This is a genomic window from Halorubrum xinjiangense (assembly GCF_049604745.1).
Taxonomy (GTDB): domain Archaea; phylum Halobacteriota; class Halobacteria; order Halobacteriales; family Haloferacaceae; genus Halorubrum; species Halorubrum xinjiangense_A.
The window spans coordinates 1,029,887-1,046,286 of sequence record NZ_CP187140.1 but is presented as its reverse complement, the minus strand read 5'-3'; the positions used below and the strand labels follow the sequence as shown (position 1 = coordinate 1,046,286).

Annotated in this window: 16 protein-coding genes; 7 read left to right on the top strand and 9 right to left on the bottom strand. The window is 70.7% G+C overall.

Annotation, left to right across the window (positions count from 1 at the left end; translation table 11 throughout):
- Nucleotides 1-50: 50 nt before the first annotated feature.
- Nucleotides 51-806: an SDR family oxidoreductase gene (locus ACOZ35_RS06215; protein ID WP_424015566.1), complete on the top strand. Its 756-nt coding sequence runs from the start codon at nt 51-53 to the stop codon at nt 804-806.
- Between the two features lie 165 nt (nt 807-971).
- Here ACOZ35_RS06215 and ACOZ35_RS06210 read toward each other — a convergent pair whose 3' ends face one another.
- Complete coding sequence (locus tag ACOZ35_RS06210) at nt 972-1,922, bottom strand: aminopeptidase (RefSeq protein ID WP_424015565.1); 951 nt, start codon at nt 1,920-1,922, stop codon at nt 972-974.
- A gap of 184 nt (nt 1,923-2,106) precedes the next feature.
- On the opposite strand from ACOZ35_RS06210, the gene ACOZ35_RS06205 reads away from it, so the two are divergent.
- Nucleotides 2,107-3,174 carry a type II glyceraldehyde-3-phosphate dehydrogenase gene (locus ACOZ35_RS06205; RefSeq protein ID WP_424015564.1) on the top strand — a complete coding sequence of 356 codons (1,068 nt, stop codon included), beginning with the start codon at nt 2,107-2,109 and terminating at the stop codon, nt 3,172-3,174.
- 45 nt (nt 3,175-3,219) lie between these two features.
- On the opposite strand, the gene ACOZ35_RS06200 is transcribed toward ACOZ35_RS06205, so the two are convergent.
- The 4 genes from ACOZ35_RS06200 to ACOZ35_RS06185 form a co-directional block, all read right to left on the bottom strand.
- Nucleotides 3,220-3,396 (bottom strand): hypothetical protein, encoded by a 177-nt coding sequence (locus ACOZ35_RS06200; RefSeq protein ID WP_424015563.1) that lies wholly within the window; start codon nt 3,394-3,396, stop codon nt 3,220-3,222.
- A gap of 138 nt (nt 3,397-3,534) precedes the next feature.
- On the bottom strand, nt 3,535-3,834 hold the full coding sequence (locus ACOZ35_RS06195; protein ID WP_424015562.1) for a hypothetical protein: 300 nt from the start codon (nt 3,832-3,834) through the stop codon (nt 3,535-3,537).
- 114 nt (nt 3,835-3,948) lie between these two features.
- A complete protein-coding gene (locus ACOZ35_RS06190; RefSeq protein ID WP_424015561.1) occupies nt 3,949-4,866 on the bottom strand; it encodes a hypothetical protein in 918 nt (305 codons plus the stop codon).
- 64 nt (nt 4,867-4,930) lie between these two features.
- Nucleotides 4,931-7,369 carry a heavy metal translocating P-type ATPase gene (locus ACOZ35_RS06185; RefSeq protein ID WP_424015560.1) on the bottom strand — a complete coding sequence of 813 codons (2,439 nt, stop codon included), beginning with the start codon at nt 7,367-7,369 and terminating at the stop codon, nt 4,931-4,933.
- 137 nt (nt 7,370-7,506) lie between these two features.
- Between ACOZ35_RS06185 and ACOZ35_RS06180 the strand changes: the two genes are divergently transcribed.
- The gene (locus ACOZ35_RS06180) at nt 7,507-7,734 is read left to right on the top strand and encodes a hypothetical protein (RefSeq protein ID WP_424015559.1); all 228 of its coding nucleotides are present in this window, start codon (nt 7,507-7,509) and stop codon (nt 7,732-7,734) included.
- Nucleotides 7,735-8,178: 444 nt separating this feature from the next.
- Here ACOZ35_RS06180 and ACOZ35_RS06175 read toward each other — a convergent pair whose 3' ends face one another.
- Together ACOZ35_RS06175 and ACOZ35_RS06170 are read right to left on the bottom strand one after the other, a co-directional pair.
- Nucleotides 8,179-8,655, bottom strand: coding sequence for a redoxin domain-containing protein (locus tag ACOZ35_RS06175; RefSeq protein WP_424015558.1), 477 nt, complete (start codon nt 8,653-8,655; stop codon nt 8,179-8,181).
- Between the two features lie 93 nt (nt 8,656-8,748).
- Nucleotides 8,749-9,252 carry a DUF367 family protein gene (locus ACOZ35_RS06170; RefSeq protein WP_424015557.1) on the bottom strand — a complete coding sequence of 168 codons (504 nt, stop codon included), beginning with the start codon at nt 9,250-9,252 and terminating at the stop codon, nt 8,749-8,751.
- A gap of 428 nt (nt 9,253-9,680) precedes the next feature.
- Between ACOZ35_RS06170 and ACOZ35_RS06165 the strand changes: the two genes are divergently transcribed.
- From ACOZ35_RS06165 to ACOZ35_RS06155, 3 genes are all read left to right on the top strand, one after another.
- Nucleotides 9,681-10,436, top strand: a complete 756-nt coding sequence (locus ACOZ35_RS06165) for a coenzyme F420-0:L-glutamate ligase (protein WP_424015556.1) — start codon at nt 9,681-9,683, stop codon at nt 10,434-10,436.
- Between the two features lie 2 nt (nt 10,437-10,438).
- Nucleotides 10,439-11,422 (top strand): 5,10-methylenetetrahydromethanopterin reductase, encoded by a 984-nt coding sequence (locus tag ACOZ35_RS06160; RefSeq protein ID WP_424015555.1) that lies wholly within the window; start codon nt 10,439-10,441, stop codon nt 11,420-11,422.
- Nucleotides 11,423-11,590: 168 nt separating this feature from the next.
- Nucleotides 11,591-13,279 (top strand): methyl-accepting chemotaxis protein, encoded by a 1,689-nt coding sequence (locus tag ACOZ35_RS06155; RefSeq protein WP_424016040.1) that lies wholly within the window; start codon nt 11,591-11,593, stop codon nt 13,277-13,279.
- A 54-nt stretch (nt 13,280-13,333) separates the two neighbouring features.
- Here the strand turns inward: ACOZ35_RS06155 and ACOZ35_RS06150 are convergent, their stop codons facing one another.
- Both ACOZ35_RS06150 and ACOZ35_RS06145 read right to left on the bottom strand, forming a co-directional pair.
- On the bottom strand, nt 13,334-13,573 hold the full coding sequence (locus ACOZ35_RS06150; protein ID WP_424015554.1) for a hypothetical protein: 240 nt from the start codon (nt 13,571-13,573) through the stop codon (nt 13,334-13,336).
- A gap of 87 nt (nt 13,574-13,660) precedes the next feature.
- Nucleotides 13,661-14,146, bottom strand: coding sequence for a DoxX family protein (locus ACOZ35_RS06145; protein ID WP_424015553.1), 486 nt, complete (start codon nt 14,144-14,146; stop codon nt 13,661-13,663).
- Between the two features lie 136 nt (nt 14,147-14,282).
- Between ACOZ35_RS06145 and ACOZ35_RS06140 the strand changes: the two genes are divergently transcribed.
- Nucleotides 14,283-16,184 (top strand): site-2 protease family protein, encoded by a 1,902-nt coding sequence (locus ACOZ35_RS06140; protein WP_424015552.1) that lies wholly within the window; start codon nt 14,283-14,285, stop codon nt 16,182-16,184.
- Nucleotides 16,185-16,400 lie beyond the last annotated feature (216 nt).

Here is a 16,400-nt window from a genome sequence, read left to right as displayed (position 1 = left end):
CCGCGATGAGAGGATACCACTAAGTCGCCGCCGCGCGTAGCCGTTTCCACATGGATCTGACGGTCGCGATCACCGGCGCAACGAGCGGGATCGGACGAGCCGTCGCCGAGGCGTTCGTCGACGAGGGGGCGTTCGTCGCCGTCTCCGGACGCGACGGCGCGGCCGTCGATCGCACCGTCGCGGCGCTGAACGGCGGGGATGACTCCGGAGGAGAGGCGGAGGCTCCCGAAGACGGCGACGGCGAAATCGACCACGCCGAGCGCGGCACCGCTTGGGGCGACCGCGTCGACGTGCGCGACGAGTTCGACCTCGAGCGCTTCTTCGAGCGCGTCGCCCGCGAGGCCGGCCCGGTCGACGTCGTGTTCGCGAACGCCGCCGTGTTCCACGGCGCGCCGGGTGAGAGCCCGACGGACGAGCTCTCGTACGCCGACTACGACGACACGATGCGCACGAACGCGCGCGGCGTGTTCGCCACCATAACCGAGGCCGTGCCTCACCTCGCCGACGACGCGCGCGTCGTCGTGCCCTCGGGCGCGGTCGCGGCCGAGTCGAAGCCGGGGATGGGCGCGTACGCGGTGTCGAAGGCGGCCGCCGAGGCGGTCGCGCGCGGCTTCGCGGCCGACCTCGACGCGACGGTGGGCGTCGTCGACCCCGGGCTCGTCGCCACCGACCTCACCGGCAAGGAGCGCGCCCGCGACCCCGACAGCGTCGCGCCGCTTTTCGTCTGGGCCGCCACCGAGGCGCCCGCCGAGGACCTGAACGGCGAGCGGTTGGGACTGCGGGAGTGGAAGTCCGCGACGCGATAATACTGACTCGTGACTCGTCCCGTCGAGACTCGACGGTGAACACCGCGAAATCCCTAGCCGCTTCGAGTCTCACCCTAACCGCACGGCACCGCCACCGCCACGATCCCTTATAAATAACCGATCCCGTTCCTGGCTTAACCGATCCCGTTCCTAGCTTGAATCCCCCTACGCGCTCGGCAGGTCGATCGGCTCGCCGTCGGCGTAGACGGACGGATTCCGGATGATGCCGTCGAGGTGGAGCGGCGCGTCTGTCTCGCCGCCGATGCCGGCGTTGTCGCCGATCGCGATGTGGACCGTGCCGCCCGCCTTCTCGTCTAAGAGAACCGAGCCGACCAGTTCTTCAACGCCGCCGTTCGTCCCGATTCCAAGCTCCGCGAGGTTGTACGCCGCGTCGCCGACCGCCTCTGCGGCGGCCTCCACGTCGGCGCGGATCGCGTCGTCGGCGATCTCCGTCACGAACCCGTCCTCGACCTCGAACGCGAGTTCCTCGCCGTCGTCGAGCAGGCCGTGAGGCATCATCGTCCCGTCGACGACGAAGGTCCCGGTCGCGGTCTCCGGGGCCACGAACACCTCGCCGGCCGGGAGGTTCGAGAAGTCGCCCGAATCGCGGACCATGCCGGTGTCCGCGAGCCACTCGCGGTCGCCGATCCCGAACGTGATGTCGGTGCCGGCGGGCGCGGTGACGCGCACCTCGTCGGCGTCGTCGATCTGGTCGAGCACGTCGTCGCAGGCGGCGTCGATGGCGGCGTAGTCCGCGTCGAGCCCGGTCGTGAACACGTCCTCGGTGATCCCGGGGAGCGTCGCGCCGCGCGCGCCGGCGTCGCAGGCCGCGCCGCGGGCGCGGGTGTGGCTCAGGCTCTTCGTCGTCGGTGCGAGGAAGACGTCCGCCTCCCGCATCGCGGCCGCGACCGGCGCCGGCGGCTCCGTCCCGTGCTGGTCCGCGGGCGGGTACCGAAGGACCGTCGCGTCGTCGGTGACCGCGCTCGCGGCCGCGTAGAGCGCCTCGCCGATCGGCTCGCGCTCGTCGTCGGTGACCACGACGACCGACTCGTCGGGGGCGACGTTCAGACACTGTTCGACCGCGGTCGCCGCGGCGTCGGAGAGGTCGGCTGCCATGCTCGCGTCTCCGTCCGGCCGAGCGTTAGGCCTTGCCATCGACGTTTTTACTCCGTTCCGTAATCGAATTATTTACGTCCGGTGGCGATCGGCGTCGAATTAACCGATCGATTACTCGTGGGGTAGTTAATTTCATTTTGCGTTCCTCGAAAAGATTATACCGGTTCCCGCGCGATTGGGAGTCATGATACGCGTGGGCGTCAACGGGTACGGGACGATCGGGAAGCGGGTCGCGGACGCCGTCGCGGCCCAGCCCGACATGGAGCTCGTCGGCGTGACAAAGGCCTCACCGGACTACGGCGTCGAGGCCGCGGCTCGACGCGGCTACGACCTGTACGCGGCCGTCGAGGACCGCGCCGACGAGTTCGCGGCTGCTGGCGTCGAGCTCGCCGGTGCCCTCGGCGACCTGCTCGACGCCGTCGACGTCGTCGTCGACTGCGCTCCCTCCGGGGTCGGCGAGCGCAACGCGCCCGTCTACGAGGCGCACGACACGCGGGCGATATTTCAGGGCGGCGAGGACGCCGCCGTCGCCGACGCGTCGTTCAACGCTCGCGGCCGGTTCGAGGCCGCCCGCGGCGCCGACTCGGTCCGAGTCGTCTCCTGTAACACCACGGCGCTCTCGCGGCTGCTCGCGCCGCTCGACGAGACCTACGGCGTCGAGAAGGCGCGCGTCACGCTCGTGCGCCGCGGCGGCGACCCGAACGAGACCGACCGCGGCCCGATAAACGACATCGTCCCCGACCCGGCGACGGTCCCCTCCCACCACGGCCCGGACGTCAACGAGATCCTCCCGGATGTCGCGGTCGACACCGCGGCGCTGAAGGCGCCGGTCACGGGGATGCACACCCACAGCGTCAACGTCACCTTGGAGACGGCTCCGGACTCCGCGGCCGTCCGCGACCTGCTCGGCGACGAGAGCCGGATCTTCCTCGTCCCCGAGGGCGCCGGCATCGACGGCGCCGGCGCGCTGAAGGAGTACGCCTCAGACGCGGGGCGGCCCCGCGGCGACCTCTGGGAGAACTGCGTCTGGGAGGAGTCGATAAGCGTGACCGGCCGGGACCTCTACCTCTTCCAGAACGTCCACCAGGAGGCCGACGTCGTCCCCGAGAACGTCGACGCGATCCGGGCGATGGCGAGCGACGTCTCCGCGGCCGAGTCGGTCGCGCGCACGAACGAGACGCTCGGGGTCGGCCTCGAAAGTCGGATCGGAGACGGCGAACTGGCTCGCGCGGAGCTGCCGGCCGACGACTGACGGGCTCCGAGGGTCTCTTCCTTCCTTACTGACCGGACGCGCCGGTCACTCGCGCGGTCGCGTGACAAGGAACGTCCGCCCGCCCCGCCGTTCGAGGTGGACCTCGCTGCCGTCGACGCGGTTCGCCCGGATCCGGTCGGGCAGGCGGTCGGTTCGACAGTCGGTGACGTCCACGCGGGTCGGCGTCGCGTACCGCGGTCGGTCGGCGGTGACTGCGCTCATACCTCTCCGTCCGACCGGAACGCCCCTATAAGCGAGCCATCCGCGGAGTGAAAGTGAAAGTAGACGGGTCCGGGCCGCTGCCGGGAGATCCGAGCGCAGGCGGCGCGGCAATCGCCTCGTTTTCCCCTCGCTTTCGCCTTACCGACGCAGGTCGGTCGCCTCGTCGTCCGCGACGAACCGCACCGTGAAGTAGTCGTAGCCGCCGTAGGCGGCGTCGAGCGCCCCCATCCACCAGTTCCAGCGCTCGACGAGCGAGGAGTCGTCCGGAGCGTCTTCCATGTGCCCGATCACCCCCGTCACGGTCAGTCCGTGGCCGCGGTCCTCGGAGGGCCGCCCGGAGTCGACGAGGTCGCGGGCGGACCGCGAGACGGCGCGCCGATCGGCCTCGGTCCCGCCGAAATCGTCTTCGAGTGCGCGTTCCAGACGCTGTCTGTCCATGCCTTCGCTACGTGCCGCGGGTATATCAGTCGCGTGGTAGGGGGTGGCACGTCCGGTGGCGCCGAGGGGGTTCGACCGGACGCTCCGCCGCTCGCTGGTGAGCGCGCAGCCGGCTCACAGCCGGGCGGCGAGCGCGAGGAACAGCAGCGAGAACGGGGCCGTGAGCAGCGCGAGCGCCAGCCCGCCCGCCCCCTCGCCGGCCGCGACGGCCATCAGGACGCCGACGACGAGCGAGAACGAGCCGAGGGCCGCGAGCGTGAGCCGCTCCGGGACGCTCGCGCGGTCCGGCCCGTCGCTCGCCGCCAGCGCCGCGTCGAGCGCCGACTCGACCTCGTCGGCGCGCTCGACCGGAACGAACAGCCACGGCGTCGACCGAAACCACGCGTTCCCGCGGTGCGCGAGCAGGAACAGCGTCGTCCACGGGAGGTCGATCCGCCGCGTCCGGACCACGGAGTCAAGGCCGTCGCTCCGGGTCCGGTCGTCGCTCGGGTACCGCCGCTCGATCGTCGACTCGGCCGGGTCGAGTCGGACGACCACGCCGGACGACTGGACGACGGCCGGCACGAACCAGACGAGCCAGAACAGCGGCCAGAGGGCGGGGAGGAAGTCGGTCGGGAGCGCCAGCGCCGCGGCGACGACGGCGCCGAACCCGGCGAGTGTCCATCCCGGTCGGAGCGCGTCCGCGACCTCGCGGAGTCGGGAAACGGTCAGCTCTGAGACCGAGGTCTCGCGGTACCAGACGTACAGGGAGGGGAGGGTGGCGACCGCGAGCGCGAACAGGAATCCGATGCCGACGGCGGCCTCGGCGAGGCCGACGCTCGGCAGCGCGAGTTCGCCGGCGGCGGCACCCGTGAGTACGGCGACGCCGACGACGCCGATCGAGACGAGGACCGCGCCGACGACTCCGACGGTCGCCCCGGCCGCGAGCGAGCGGAGGCGGTCGTGACGGACCGGCCCCCACTCGATCGGGTCGCGTTCGGCGGAATCGACGGCGTCCGCGGTGGAGGCTGCGAGTCCGCTCTCGGAGGGCATACGACCAGAATTGTCGTCGATTCAATAAAAGCGTGCGGCCGATAGGCTCCGGCGGTCCGAACGACTACGCGCTCGACTCGTCGAGTTCCGCGTCCGCCGTCGGCGGCTCGGCGGGCTCGACGTTGCCGAGCCGGAGCGCGTTGCCGGTGACGCCGAGGCTCATCCCCATGTCGCCGACGACCACGGCCATCGCGACGCTCACGTAGCCGAGGGGGGCGCCCGCGGCGAGCAGCGCCTTCACGCCGAGCGAGGCGCCGATGTTCGTCCGGATGGTCGAACTCGCGCGCGAGGAGAGGTCGATCACGTACGGGAGCCGCGTCAGGTCGTCGGCCATCAGCGCCACGTCGGCGGTCTCGATGGCGGTGTCGGTGCCGGCGGCGCCCATCGCGATCCCGACGTCCGCGGCGGCGAGCGCCGGCGCATCGTTGATCCCGTCGCCGACCATCGCGACGCCACCCTCGGTCTCGGCCGCGAGCTCGCGCACGGCCGCGACCTTCTCGTCCGGGAGCAGTTCCGCACGCACCTCGTCGACGCCGACGCGCTCGCCGATCGCCCGGGCGGTCCGCTCGTTGTCGCCGGTGAGCATCGCGACGCGGTCGATGCCGAGGTCGTGGAGCCGGTCGACGACCCACGCCGCCTCCGGGCGGACGGTGTCCGCCACCGCGATGACGCCCTCCAACTCGCTCTCGGTCCCCACGAGGACGACCGTCTTCCCCTCGGCCTGGAGCTGCGGGATCGTCTCGCTCGCTAAGTCGAGGTATCGGCCGTGGTCGCAGGGCTCGGCCTCGGCGGCGGCGTCGACGCCCTCTGCGCCGTCTCGCTCCTCCAGTACGGACCCGCCGTCCGAGCGGACGTGGGCGTGGCTCAGGTCGAAGCCGAGGTCCTCGAACAGCGAGGGCTTGCCGGCGTAGTGGGTCTCGCCGTCGAGGTCGGCGCGGACGCCCTCGCCGGTCAGCGCCTCGAAGTCGGTGACATCGACGTCGGCGGGCCCGGCCTCGTCGTCGGTCACGACAGCGTCGTCGGGCTCGGCGCCGTCCTCCTCGCCCCGCGCGACGATCGCCGCAGCGACCGGGTGTTCGCTCCGGCGTTCGATTGCGGTCGCGCACGCGAGGACGTCGTCGGCGTCGCGGTCCCCGAGGGGGACCACGTCGGTCACCGACAGCTCGCCGCGCGTGAGCGTCCCGGTCTTGTCGAGCGCGACGGCGTCGACGTCGCCGGCGGCTTCCAAGTGCTCGCCGCCCTTGATGAGGACGCCGTTGCGCGCGGCCGCGGTCACGCCGGAGACGACGCTGACGGGCGTCGAGATGACGAACGCGCACGGGCACGCGACGACGAGCAGCGTGAGCCCGCGGACGAACCACGTCTCCGCGCCGCCGCCGACGAGGACCGGGCCGAGCGTCGCGGTGGCGATCGCCCCCGCCACGACGATCGGGGTGTAGACGCCCGCGAAGCGGTCGACGAACCGCTCGGCGCGCGTCTCCTCGCCGTTGGCCGCCTCGACGAGTTCGACGACGCGCGCGATGGTCGACTCGCTCGCGGGCGCGGTCGCCTCGATCTCGAGGTAGCCGGCCTCGTTGATCGAGCCCGCGTACACCTCGTCGCCCGGCTCCTTCTCCGCGGGGACGGACTCACCCGTGATCGGCGACTCGTCGACCGCGCCGGAGCCCTTCTTCACGACCCCGTCGAGGGGGACGCGCTCGCCGGGGCGCACCGCCAGCCGCTCGCCGGTCGCGACGCTCTCGGCGGGCACCGTCTCCTCGTCGCCGTCGCGGATGACGACCGCCTCGTCGGGCGACAGCTCCATCAACTCGCGGAGGGAGGTGCGCGCCCGGTCGATGGAGTAGCGTTCGAGCAGCTCGGCGACCGAGAACAGCACCGCGAGCGTCGCCGCCTCGAACGGGAGGTCGACGAGCAGCGCGGCGACGACCCCCACGCTCATCAGCAGGTCGATGTCGAGGCTCAGGCCGCGCAGCGAGTAGAGCCCGTTCCGCAGGATCGGCGGCGCGGCGACCGCGATCGCGAACAGGAAGGCGATCGACGCGCCGGTGACGCCCCACGGCCCGAGGAAGCCGACGCCGCCGATAGTGGCGAACGTCGGGTCGAGGCCGGGGAGCAGCCACTCCAAGGCGAGCCCGACCGCGAGGAAGACGCCGCCGACCGCGGTCGCGATCGCGCGGGGGCTCGTGAACAGGTCGTCGGCGACGCCGTCGGACTCGGCGTCCGCGACCGCGTAGCCGGCGCCCTCGACGGCGGCCGTCAGCGCCTCGACGTCCGTCAGGTCGGGGTCGTACGTGAGGACGACGACGCCCGTGGTCGGGCGGGTGTCGACCGAGAGAACGCCCTCGCGGTCGAGCGCGCCCTCGACTTTCCCCGCGCACGACGAGCAGTCCATGTCCGGCACCGCGAGCCGGAGCTGCGCGCCGTCGGGCTCGTCGGTCGCCCCACCGCCGGAGCGGTCGGTCCCCGCGCCGTCGGGGCCGTTCGATTCGCGTGAGTCGCTCATTGGCTGCTTCTATCGGCCGCAGCGTTATTAATTCGGCTGCCATTCTCAGGAGTCATCTTATAAATAGTTATTAAAATTTGAGTAGATTATAGCAACTAAGCCGCGAGTATGTAGCCACAGGTCGGCTACCGCGGCGCATGACAGACTGGCGCGCCGTCGGCTACGGATTCGTCGTGATGCTGATCGCTGGCGTGTTGGCGACGGCAGCCTCGGTCGTGGGACACGCGGCCGCCGGGTTCGTCGGCGGCCCGCTCGGGAGCCTGTTCGGGGGCGCCGGCGTGTTCGTCGTCGGGCTGTTCCTCACGTTCCTGTTCGCGGTCGACTCGGCGCTCGCGGGCGCGATCGGCGGCGTCGTTGGGGAGTGAATTCGGGTTTTTGATATTGTTCGGATCGACGAAGTCGTCAAGTGCGACTTGATCGGTGGCGCGTGCCGACGAGCGCCCGCAGGGCGCGAGTCGCACGCGCGAGGGACGCGGCGACCGGAGCGAAGCGGAGGGAGCCGCGAGGCTGGGGAGGTGTGAGGCTGCGGTGCCGTGCTGTGCGGGGCGGGACTCAAAGGGGCAGTCGCGAGGGCGAAGCACGACGACGTAAGCACTGGAAGGAGCGAACGGAGTGAGCGACTGAAGCGCGCAACGAGTCGCGCGAGCCCTCGCGGCTGGGGCTTTGGAGGTGTTCGCCGTCGATCTCTAATCAACTATTTATAAGGGAACGACTGGGGATTTGGAGAGATCCGTCACTACGGTCGGCTCACCATCTTATAAAAGAAGAATCGCAACGACTCCGGAACCGCCTACTCCGCGAGCATCTCCTTATGAAGCGCTTTCGACGGCGTCGAGGACCGCGTCGTAGTCGGGTTCGTTCGTCGGGTCGTCGGCGACCCAGTCGTAGACGACCTGGCCGTCGTCGTCGATCACGAACACGGCGCGGTTGGCGATGTCGTAGAGCCCGAGGTCGGCGATGTCCATCTCCAGCCCATACGCTCGGATCGCGTCGCCGGCCATGTCGCTCACGAGGTCGAACTCGATCCCGTGTTCCTCGCGGAACGCGCCCTGCGAGAACGGGGAATCGGCGCTGATCCCGAACAGGGTGGCGCCGGCCTCGTCGAACGCGTCGGTGCGCCCCTGGAACGCGACCATCTCGTTCGTGCACGGCGGCGTGAACGCGCCGGGGAAGAACGCGAGCACGACCGGCCCGTCGCCGATGTGATCGTCGAGGTCGAACGATTCGTGGTCGCTCGTGCCGACCGTCGCGGTGAACGTGGGTGCAGCGTCGCCTGTGGATACCATCGCCTCACAATACGGCCGATTCACGCAAAAGGCTTGTCGCGACCGCGTTCGGTGTCGGTATCTGAACACGCCGAGTTCGGGGGCGGTCGGCGGCTATTCCCGGTCGAGGTACTCCTGCTGGATCGCGACGATTTCCGACGAATCCTCGCAGTCGGCGTACCGCCGGAGCGGCTCCGCGTTGAGTTCGAGGAACGTCTCTCCCCACGTGAACTTCGCCAGCACGCGCTCCGCGTGGTCGCGCTCGCCGAGGATGATCAGCGCGGCCGCGAACGCCTCGACCGTGGTGAGCCGCATCGGGCGCCCGAAGTTCACGGGGTTGCCGGCGACGAGGTACGGGAGCGCGCGGTGTTCGCCCGGCAGCGAGAACATCTTCTCGCCGGCCGACTCCCACGAGCAGTCGAGCGCGACCAGGGCGTTATCCCGCGCGCGGTCGGCGTCCGCCGGCGAGAGCGCCCGCTCCGCGTGGGGATTGAGGACGACGCCGTACGGCGTGGCCCGGTCCGAGCGGTGGAGCTCCGCGAGGTCGAAGCGCGCGAGCTTCCGGGCTGTACACTTGTCGGGGTCGTCGTCGCCCTCGTACCGGACGTGGAGTTCCACACCCCGCGTTTGACGGAGCCGCCTATAAGCGGTGCGGACGGATTCGGCGGAAAAATTGACGAAACGGCCGCCCGGGACCCCTCACGGGGCGCGGGTCGTCGTCGCGATCGGCTCGGGCTCGTCGCTTTTCGACGGAACACGCGTCCGCGTCTCGATCGGCTCCAATTCGTCTTCACTCGTTGGTTCTCGCATCGCGGTCGGCGGTCGCCGCTCACCGCACAAAACTGTTTGGCCGAATGAATCGGTATTCCGGGTATATCCTAATATACATTTCTCATATTGCGATCAAACCCTCTTTCTATACAATAATACACGCTATAATTAGCTTATTAGTGTATTCTACTTCATTTGCCATCCGCTCGCCCTCGGATACCGTCAAACCGGCCCGGTACCGGCGGGGTTTTCCACGTCGCCGCGCAGGATTTCGTATGGAGCTGTTCGCGGTTCCGGACCTCCCGGAGATCCGGGAGGGAGACGACCTCGCGGCCATGATCGACGAGCGCGTCGAGCTCCGCCCGGACGACATCGTCGTCGTCGCCAGCACGGTCGTCTCGAAGGCCGAAGGTCGCGTCTTCGACCTCGACGACTTCCCGCCGAGCGAGCGCGCGGAGGCGGTCGCCGACAGACTCGCGGAGATATCCGGCGAGGAGAAGGACCCGCGCTTCGCGCAGGCCGTCATCGAGGAGTCGACGGAGCTCGTCATGGAGGCGCCGTTCCTCCTCACCGCGACGCGCTTCGGGCACATCGGCGTCAACGCCGGTATCGACCGCTCGAACGTCCCCGACGGCGACCTGCTGTTGCTCCCGGAGCGCCCCTCCGAGAGCGCGGAGCGCATCCGCGAGGGGCTCGCTGCCGACCGCGTCGTCGTCAGCGACACCTGCGGGCGCCCGTTCCGCCACGGCCAGCGCGGCGTTGCGATCGGGTGGGCCGGAATGCCCGCCAGCCGCGACTGGCGCGGCGAGCGCGACCGCGACGGCCGCGAGATGGGCGTCACCGTCCAGAACGTGATCGACGAGCTCGCCGCGGCCGCCAACCTCGTCGCGGGCGAGGGCGACGGCGGAACTCCCGTCGTCGTCGTCCGCGACTGGGCGTTCGGCGACCACGACGGCTCGAACAACCACTTCCGCGAGGTCGAGGGCGACTTCGTCCGGCAGGCCCTGCGGGAGTGGACCTTCGACGAATAATCATGCTCGGAATCGAACTCACCCCCGAACACGACCTGTCCCGCCTCGTCGACCTCGGCGTCCGCGCCGAGGACGCCGGCTACGACGCCGTCTACTCGACGTGTCACTACAACAACCGCGACCCGTGGGCGTTCCTCTCGCGGCTCGCGGCCGCCACGGACTCCGTCCGGCTCGGTCCGGGCGTCGCGAACCCCTACGAGACTCACCCCGTGACGCTCGCCTCGAAGGTTGCTACCCTCGACGAGGCCTCCGAGGGCCGCGCCGTCTTCGGCCTCGGCCCCGGCGACCCCTCGACGCTGGCGAACCTCGGGCTCGAAGACGAGCGCGGGCTTCGCCCCGTGCTGGAGGCGTTCAAGACCGCCCAGAAGCTCTGGGCCGGCGAGCGCGTCGACCACGAGGGAACTTTCGACGCGACGGACGCGGGCCTCAACTACGAGCCCCCACAGGGCGCCGCGATTCCGGTCCACGTCGGCGGCGAGGGACCCCACATGTGCCGGATGGCCGCGAAGCACGCCGACGGCCTGCTGTACAACGGCTCGCATCCGAAGGACCTCGCGTGGGCCCGCGAGCAGGTCGACGACGGCCTCGCGGATCGTCCCGACCATCGCGGCGAGTTCGACCTCATCGCCTACGCCGCCGTTTCGATCGCCGAGGATGAGGCCGCCGCCCGCGAGGCCGCCCGCCCGCCGGTCGCCTTCATCACCGCTGGCGCCGCGCCGCCCGTCCTGAAGCGCCACGGGATCGACCCGGACGCGGCGACGGAAATCGGCGAGCGCGTCTCCGCCGGGGAGTTCTCCGCCGCCTTCGAGCGCGTGACGCCCGCGATGGTCGACGCGTTCTGTATGGCGGGCACCCCCGAAACCGTCCGCGAGCGCGCCGCAGCCGTCGCCGACCACGCCGACGGCCTCGTCGTCGGATCGCCGCTCGGCCCGGACTTAGAGAGTGCCGTCGACCTCGCGGCCGAGGCGGTCGACGGGCTCTTCTGACTCCGAGTGACACCCCCGCGAATTCTCATCCCCTGACAATCGAGAATCGGTCCTGATAACCCCGGCGGGAGGTTCATATGCCGTTCTCATAGAGGTCCGATCATGTCCACGACACGACAGCGCCGCCCGGGGATACGCGGGCGGTACGAGGCCCTCCTGTGGCAGACGATGGACGCGCTCGGGGTCTCGGAGTCGATAGAGCGCAAGGTCGTCACGGCGGTCGGCATCCAGTTTATCGTCACCGTCGGCATCTTCCTCACGCAGTTCGTTCTCTCCGGCACCGCCGCGTACGTCGTCTCCGGCGCCCTGTTCGTCGGCGCGGTCGTCGCCATCTACAACACGCTGCTCATCGTCCGCCGCGACTTCGTCGCCCCGATACGGGCGTTAGAGCGCGAGGCGGAAGCGATCGCCGCGGGCGAGATCGACGGCGAGAGTGACGTCGAAGCAGCCGACCGATCGGACGACGGCGACGCCGCGGCTGCCCTCGATCCGACCCAGCCCGACGAGATCGGGAGCCTCGTCGGCGCGTTCGGCGAGGTCCACGGCTACCTCACGACCGTCTCGGCGCAGGCGGAGGCGCTCGCGGCCCAGGAGTTCGACGACCCGGCGCTCGACGAGGACGTTCCCGGCTCCTTCGGCGAGTCGCTCGACGAGATGGCCGAGAACCTCGCCGCCTACACGGCCGAGCTGGAGTCGCTCGTCGATGCCTTCGGTGACGCCGCGGAGCGCGCGCAGAATGGTGATCTGACGGCGACCATCGACGCGGACGCGCTGGCGACCGACGAGGAGCGGTACGCCGAGCTCGTCGACAACTACAACCGGCTCGTCGCGACCCTCGGCGAGACGCTCGGCGACGTAGGCGCGTTCACCGCCGACGTGGCCGGCACCGCGGACGACGTGCGCGCGAGCATGGACGAGGTCGACGACGCGAGCGGCGAGGTCGCCCGCTCGGTCCAGGAGATCTCCGACGGCGCGGCCGAACAGACGGACGAGCTGGAGGCGATCGCCGGCGAGATGAACACGCTCTCGGCGACGGTCGAGGAGATCGCGGCGAGCGCTGACGACGCGGCCGAGACCGCCCGCGACGCGGCCGAACGCGGTCGCTCCGGCCGCGAGGAGGCGGCCGAGGCGATCGCGGAGCTGGAGACCCTCGAAACCCGGATCGGTGAGACGGCGGCCGCGGTCACCGACCTCGCGGAGCGGGTCGGCGAGATCGACGAAATTGCGGCCGTGATCGACGAAATCGCGGAGGAGACCAACCTGCTCGCCCTGAACGCCTCCATCGAGGCCGCGCGCGCCGACGGCTCCGGAGACGGGTTCGCGGTCGTCGCGGACGAGGTGAAGTCGCTCGCGGAGGAGACGCGCGAATCCGCGGCGGAGATCTCCGGGCGCATCGAGGAGGTACAGACCGCCTCGGCGGAGACCGCGGCAGACGCTGAGGAGATGGAGACGCAGGTCGCGGAGGGCGTCGAGACGATCGAGTCGACGCTGCGGGAGTTCGAGGGGGTCGTCGAGGACGTGACGACGGTCGACGAGACCGTCCAGGAGATCAGCGACGCGACCGACGATCAGGCGCGCACGACCCAGGAGGTCGTCGACATGGTCGACGGCGTCGCGTCCGTGAGCAGACAGACCGCGACCGAGGCCGAGACCGTCGCGGCCGCGGCCGAGGAGCAGACCGCGACCGTCTCCGAGGTGACGGGGCAGGTCCACACGCTCTCGGACCAGTCCGACGAGCTGCTCGCGCGGCTGAACGAGTTCGAGGTGCCGGACGGCGCCGGGCGGACCGCGACCGGGGTCGGCGGTCCGGCGGACGGTTCCGGGACGCGGTCGGCGACGGGCGCCGACGACGACTGAGGAGAGGGACGAGCCGAGCGGCCCGTTTTTCGGCCGCCGCCCGACTTTCGACTTCTACTCGGAGCGCCCGCGCCCGCCGAGCGCGGGGAGGTTCACGCCGATCTCGTTGAGCAGCGCGCCGACCGCGGCGTAGCCCAACACGGCGACGCCGCCGACGAGCAGGAGCTGTCCGACGACGACGAGCAGCGCCGACAGCGGGTCGCCCGCGCCGAGGATGAGGTCGTTCAGGAAGATGTCGACGAACCGGCCGAGGTCGCCGACCAACCGTGAGACGAAGTCGATGAGCGCGATCATGGGCCACGGTTGGGCCGGGGGGTACTTGGGTGTTGAGTTCGCGGCGGCCATTCGCCGCGCCCGGTCGCGTCACGAACGGGGCGACGGCTACGCCTCGGGGGCCGCCGTCTCTGCTGTCGCCGCCTCCGTTGTCGGCGCCGCTTCCTCGTCCGAGTCCGCGTATCGCAGCGCCCAGCCGATCAGGACGCCCTGAAACGGCAGCCGGATCCACGCCGCGAGCCGCGCCGCCCCGACGAGTCGGTCTGGGACGAGGTCGTCCATGGTGTCACTCCGAGCGAGGTGGACGTTCGCCGGGAACACCGCGACGAGGAGGGCGACGATCCCCCACGCGGACGGGCGTCGCGTCCGCGGGATCGCGACCCCGATCCCGAGGAGTATCTCGGCGATTCCGGAGAGGTAGACGAGTCCCACCGGACGGGGGAACGCCGGTGGAACTGCCTCGGCGAACCGCTTCGGAGCGAGGAAGTGAGCGATCCCGGCGACGACGTACGTCGCGCCCATGAGCGGCGCGAGCGAGGGCCCGGACTCCGTTCCGTCTGCGTCGGTCAAGCGGGGTTGGTCTGCGTCTGTCATACCTCGCCACACGAGTGGGAGCCGTATCAGTCCTCGCCGGCGGGCGCGGAGGGCCGACCGACTCGCGCGGCGCGTCGGTGGCCGAGAGTTCCGGGAACCGAACCCCTTACGAACGGGCGAGCCCTACCCCGTCGTAATGAACACGTTGTTCTGGGTGCTGACGGGGGTCCTCGCCTACTCCGCGGTCGCGATGTGGCTGCGGAACGAGGGGATCCTCCCGGACGCGTTCAGGGTCTCCGGACCGGTGTTGACCCTCCGGACGCTCCGCGGGCGCGCCTTCCTCGGCCGACTGGCGGCGCCGAAGCGGTTCTGGCGCGCGGTCGCCAACCTCGGCCTCGGCGGGGCTCTGGTGGCGATGGTGGCGTCGTTCGCGCTCATCCTCTCGTCGGCGATGTCGGCGTTCACGAACGCGCAGCCCTCCGCGATCCAGCAGCCGCAGAACTTCCTCATCATCCCCGGCGTCAACGACTTTCTCCCGCTGTCGGTCGCGCCCGAGATCGTCGCCGGCCTCGCCGGCGCGATGGTGGTCCACGAGGGCGCGCACGGCCTGCTCTGCCGGGTCGAGGACATCGACATCGACTCGATGGGACTCGTCTTCTTCGCGCTGCTCCCGGTCGGCGCGTTCGTCGAGCCCGACGAGGAGGCGACCCAGCAGGCCTCCCGCGGCGCCCGCGCCCGGATGTTCGCGGCCGGCGTTACCGCGAACACGGTGCTGACGATCGTCGTCTTCGCGCTCCTCTTCGGCCCCGTCGTCGGCGCCATCTCGCCGGCGGCCGGCTACGCGGTCGGCGAGGTGAACCCCGGCTCCCCGGCGGCCGCGGCCGACCTCTCCCAGGGTGACCGCGTCGTCGAGGTGGCGGGGACGCCGATCGAGACGAGCGGGGAGTTCGAGTCCGCGATCGCCGACGCGGGCGACTCCGTCGCGCTCACCGTCGACGACGGCGAGACGCGGGAGACGGTGACGGTCGACCGCGAGCTACAGGTGGTCGGTTCCGCCGGCGGCAACCCCCTCGGCGTAACGATCGAAGAGGTGCCCGTGACGATCGCGGCGGTGAACGGCGAGTCGGTCGCGACCGAGTCCGGCTTCTTCGACGCGGTCGGCGGCGACGAGCGCGCGACGCTGACGGTGACGGGCAACCAGACCGTCATCGATCAGGTCCGCGACGCGCCCGGCGCGGAGAACGCCTCGGGCGTCGAGACGGCCGACGGCGAAGCGGCGGTCACCGTCCCCGACGTGCCGGTCGGCGCCTACGTCGTCGGCGTCCAGGAGGACGGCCCGATCCACGACGCGGGCGCGGCCCTCGGCGAGCCGCTGACGATCGTCTCGGTCGACGGCGAGCGCGTGGTCGACAACGGGGCGCTCTCGGATGTCCTCGGCGAGCGAGAGCCGGGCGAGACCGTCCCAGTCACCGTCTTCGACGCTGACGGCGAGCGCGACACCTACGACGTGGAGCTCGACCCGCACCCGAACCGCGACGGCGGGTTCATCGGCGTCAGCGTCTTCCCGGGCACGAGCGGGCTCGCGCTCGACGACGTGGGCGTCACCGAGTACCCCGCCGGCGCGTACCTCGAACTGCTCGGCGGCGACGGCGGTCAGGAGGCCGCGGACGGGCTCCCGCTCGGCGGGATCACGGACTCGCCGCTCGGCTTAGTGTTCGTCGCGCTCATCCTTCCGCTCGGTAGCCTGTTCGGGCTCCCGTTCAACTTCGCGGGGTTCACCGGCGACCTGACCAACTTCTTCGTCGTCGAGGGGCCGCTCGCGGCGCTCGGGGGCGGCGTCTTCCTGCTGGCAAACCTCCTCTTCTGGTCGGGGTGGATCAACATCCAGCTGGCGCTGTTCAACTGCCTGCCGGCGTTCCCGCTCGACGGCGGTCGCATCCTCCGGATGGTCGCCGAGGCAGTGATCAGTCGGGTCCCGATCAGCGACCGACACGCCGCGGTGCGGACGATCACGGTCTCGTCCGGCCTCGTCATGCTGGCCGGCCTGATCGCGATGATTTTCGGCAACCAGATCCTCACCGCGCTCGGCCTGATCTGAGGCGGTGGCGCGTGCCGACGAGCGCCCGGAGGGCGCGAGGAGCGCGTGCGAGGTCGCCGGCGCTACGCGCCGGCTGCCAGAGGGACCTTCGGTCCCTCGCTGGAGTCAGTCGCCGGAGCGAAGCGGAGGCGACTGACGAGGCTGGGGAGGCGTGAGGTGTGGGGCGGTGCCGGGTGGGACTCAAAGGGGCAGCCGCGAGGGCGGCTCAGGCGACGT

What these genes read in the sequence shown, in the direction of transcription:
- ACOZ35_RS06160 (WP_424015555.1), top strand. Translation starts at nt 10,439, where the DNA reads ATGCTCGGAATCGAACTCACCCCCGAACACGACCTGTCCCGCCTCGTC.
- ACOZ35_RS06185 (WP_424015560.1), bottom strand. Translation starts at nt 7,369, where the DNA reads ATGAGCGACTCACGCGAATCGAACGGCCCCGACGGCGCGGGGACCGAC.
- ACOZ35_RS06155 (WP_424016040.1), top strand. Translation starts at nt 11,591, where the DNA reads ATGGACGCGCTCGGGGTCTCGGAGTCGATAGAGCGCAAGGTCGTCACG.
- ACOZ35_RS06200 (WP_424015563.1), bottom strand. Translation starts at nt 3,396, where the DNA reads ATGAGCGCAGTCACCGCCGACCGACCGCGGTACGCGACGCCGACCCGC.
- ACOZ35_RS06190 (WP_424015561.1), bottom strand. Translation starts at nt 4,866, where the DNA reads ATGCCCTCCGAGAGCGGACTCGCAGCCTCCACCGCGGACGCCGTCGAT.
- ACOZ35_RS06150 (WP_424015554.1), bottom strand. Translation starts at nt 13,573, where the DNA reads ATGATCGCGCTCATCGACTTCGTCTCACGGTTGGTCGGCGACCTCGGC.
- ACOZ35_RS06175 (WP_424015558.1), bottom strand. Translation starts at nt 8,655, where the DNA reads ATGGTATCCACAGGCGACGCTGCACCCACGTTCACCGCGACGGTCGGC.
- ACOZ35_RS06195 (WP_424015562.1), bottom strand. Translation starts at nt 3,834, where the DNA reads ATGGACAGACAGCGTCTGGAACGCGCACTCGAAGACGATTTCGGCGGG.
- ACOZ35_RS06215 (WP_424015566.1), top strand. Translation starts at nt 51, where the DNA reads ATGGATCTGACGGTCGCGATCACCGGCGCAACGAGCGGGATCGGACGA.
- ACOZ35_RS06165 (WP_424015556.1), top strand. Translation starts at nt 9,681, where the DNA reads ATGGAGCTGTTCGCGGTTCCGGACCTCCCGGAGATCCGGGAGGGAGAC.
- ACOZ35_RS06180 (WP_424015559.1), top strand. Translation starts at nt 7,507, where the DNA reads ATGACAGACTGGCGCGCCGTCGGCTACGGATTCGTCGTGATGCTGATC.
- ACOZ35_RS06145 (WP_424015553.1), bottom strand. Translation starts at nt 14,146, where the DNA reads ATGACAGACGCAGACCAACCCCGCTTGACCGACGCAGACGGAACGGAG.
- ACOZ35_RS06140 (WP_424015552.1), top strand. Translation starts at nt 14,283, where the DNA reads ATGAACACGTTGTTCTGGGTGCTGACGGGGGTCCTCGCCTACTCCGCG.
- ACOZ35_RS06210 (WP_424015565.1), bottom strand. Translation starts at nt 1,922, where the DNA reads ATGGCAGCCGACCTCTCCGACGCCGCGGCGACCGCGGTCGAACAGTGT.
- ACOZ35_RS06205 (WP_424015564.1), top strand. Translation starts at nt 2,107, where the DNA reads ATGATACGCGTGGGCGTCAACGGGTACGGGACGATCGGGAAGCGGGTC.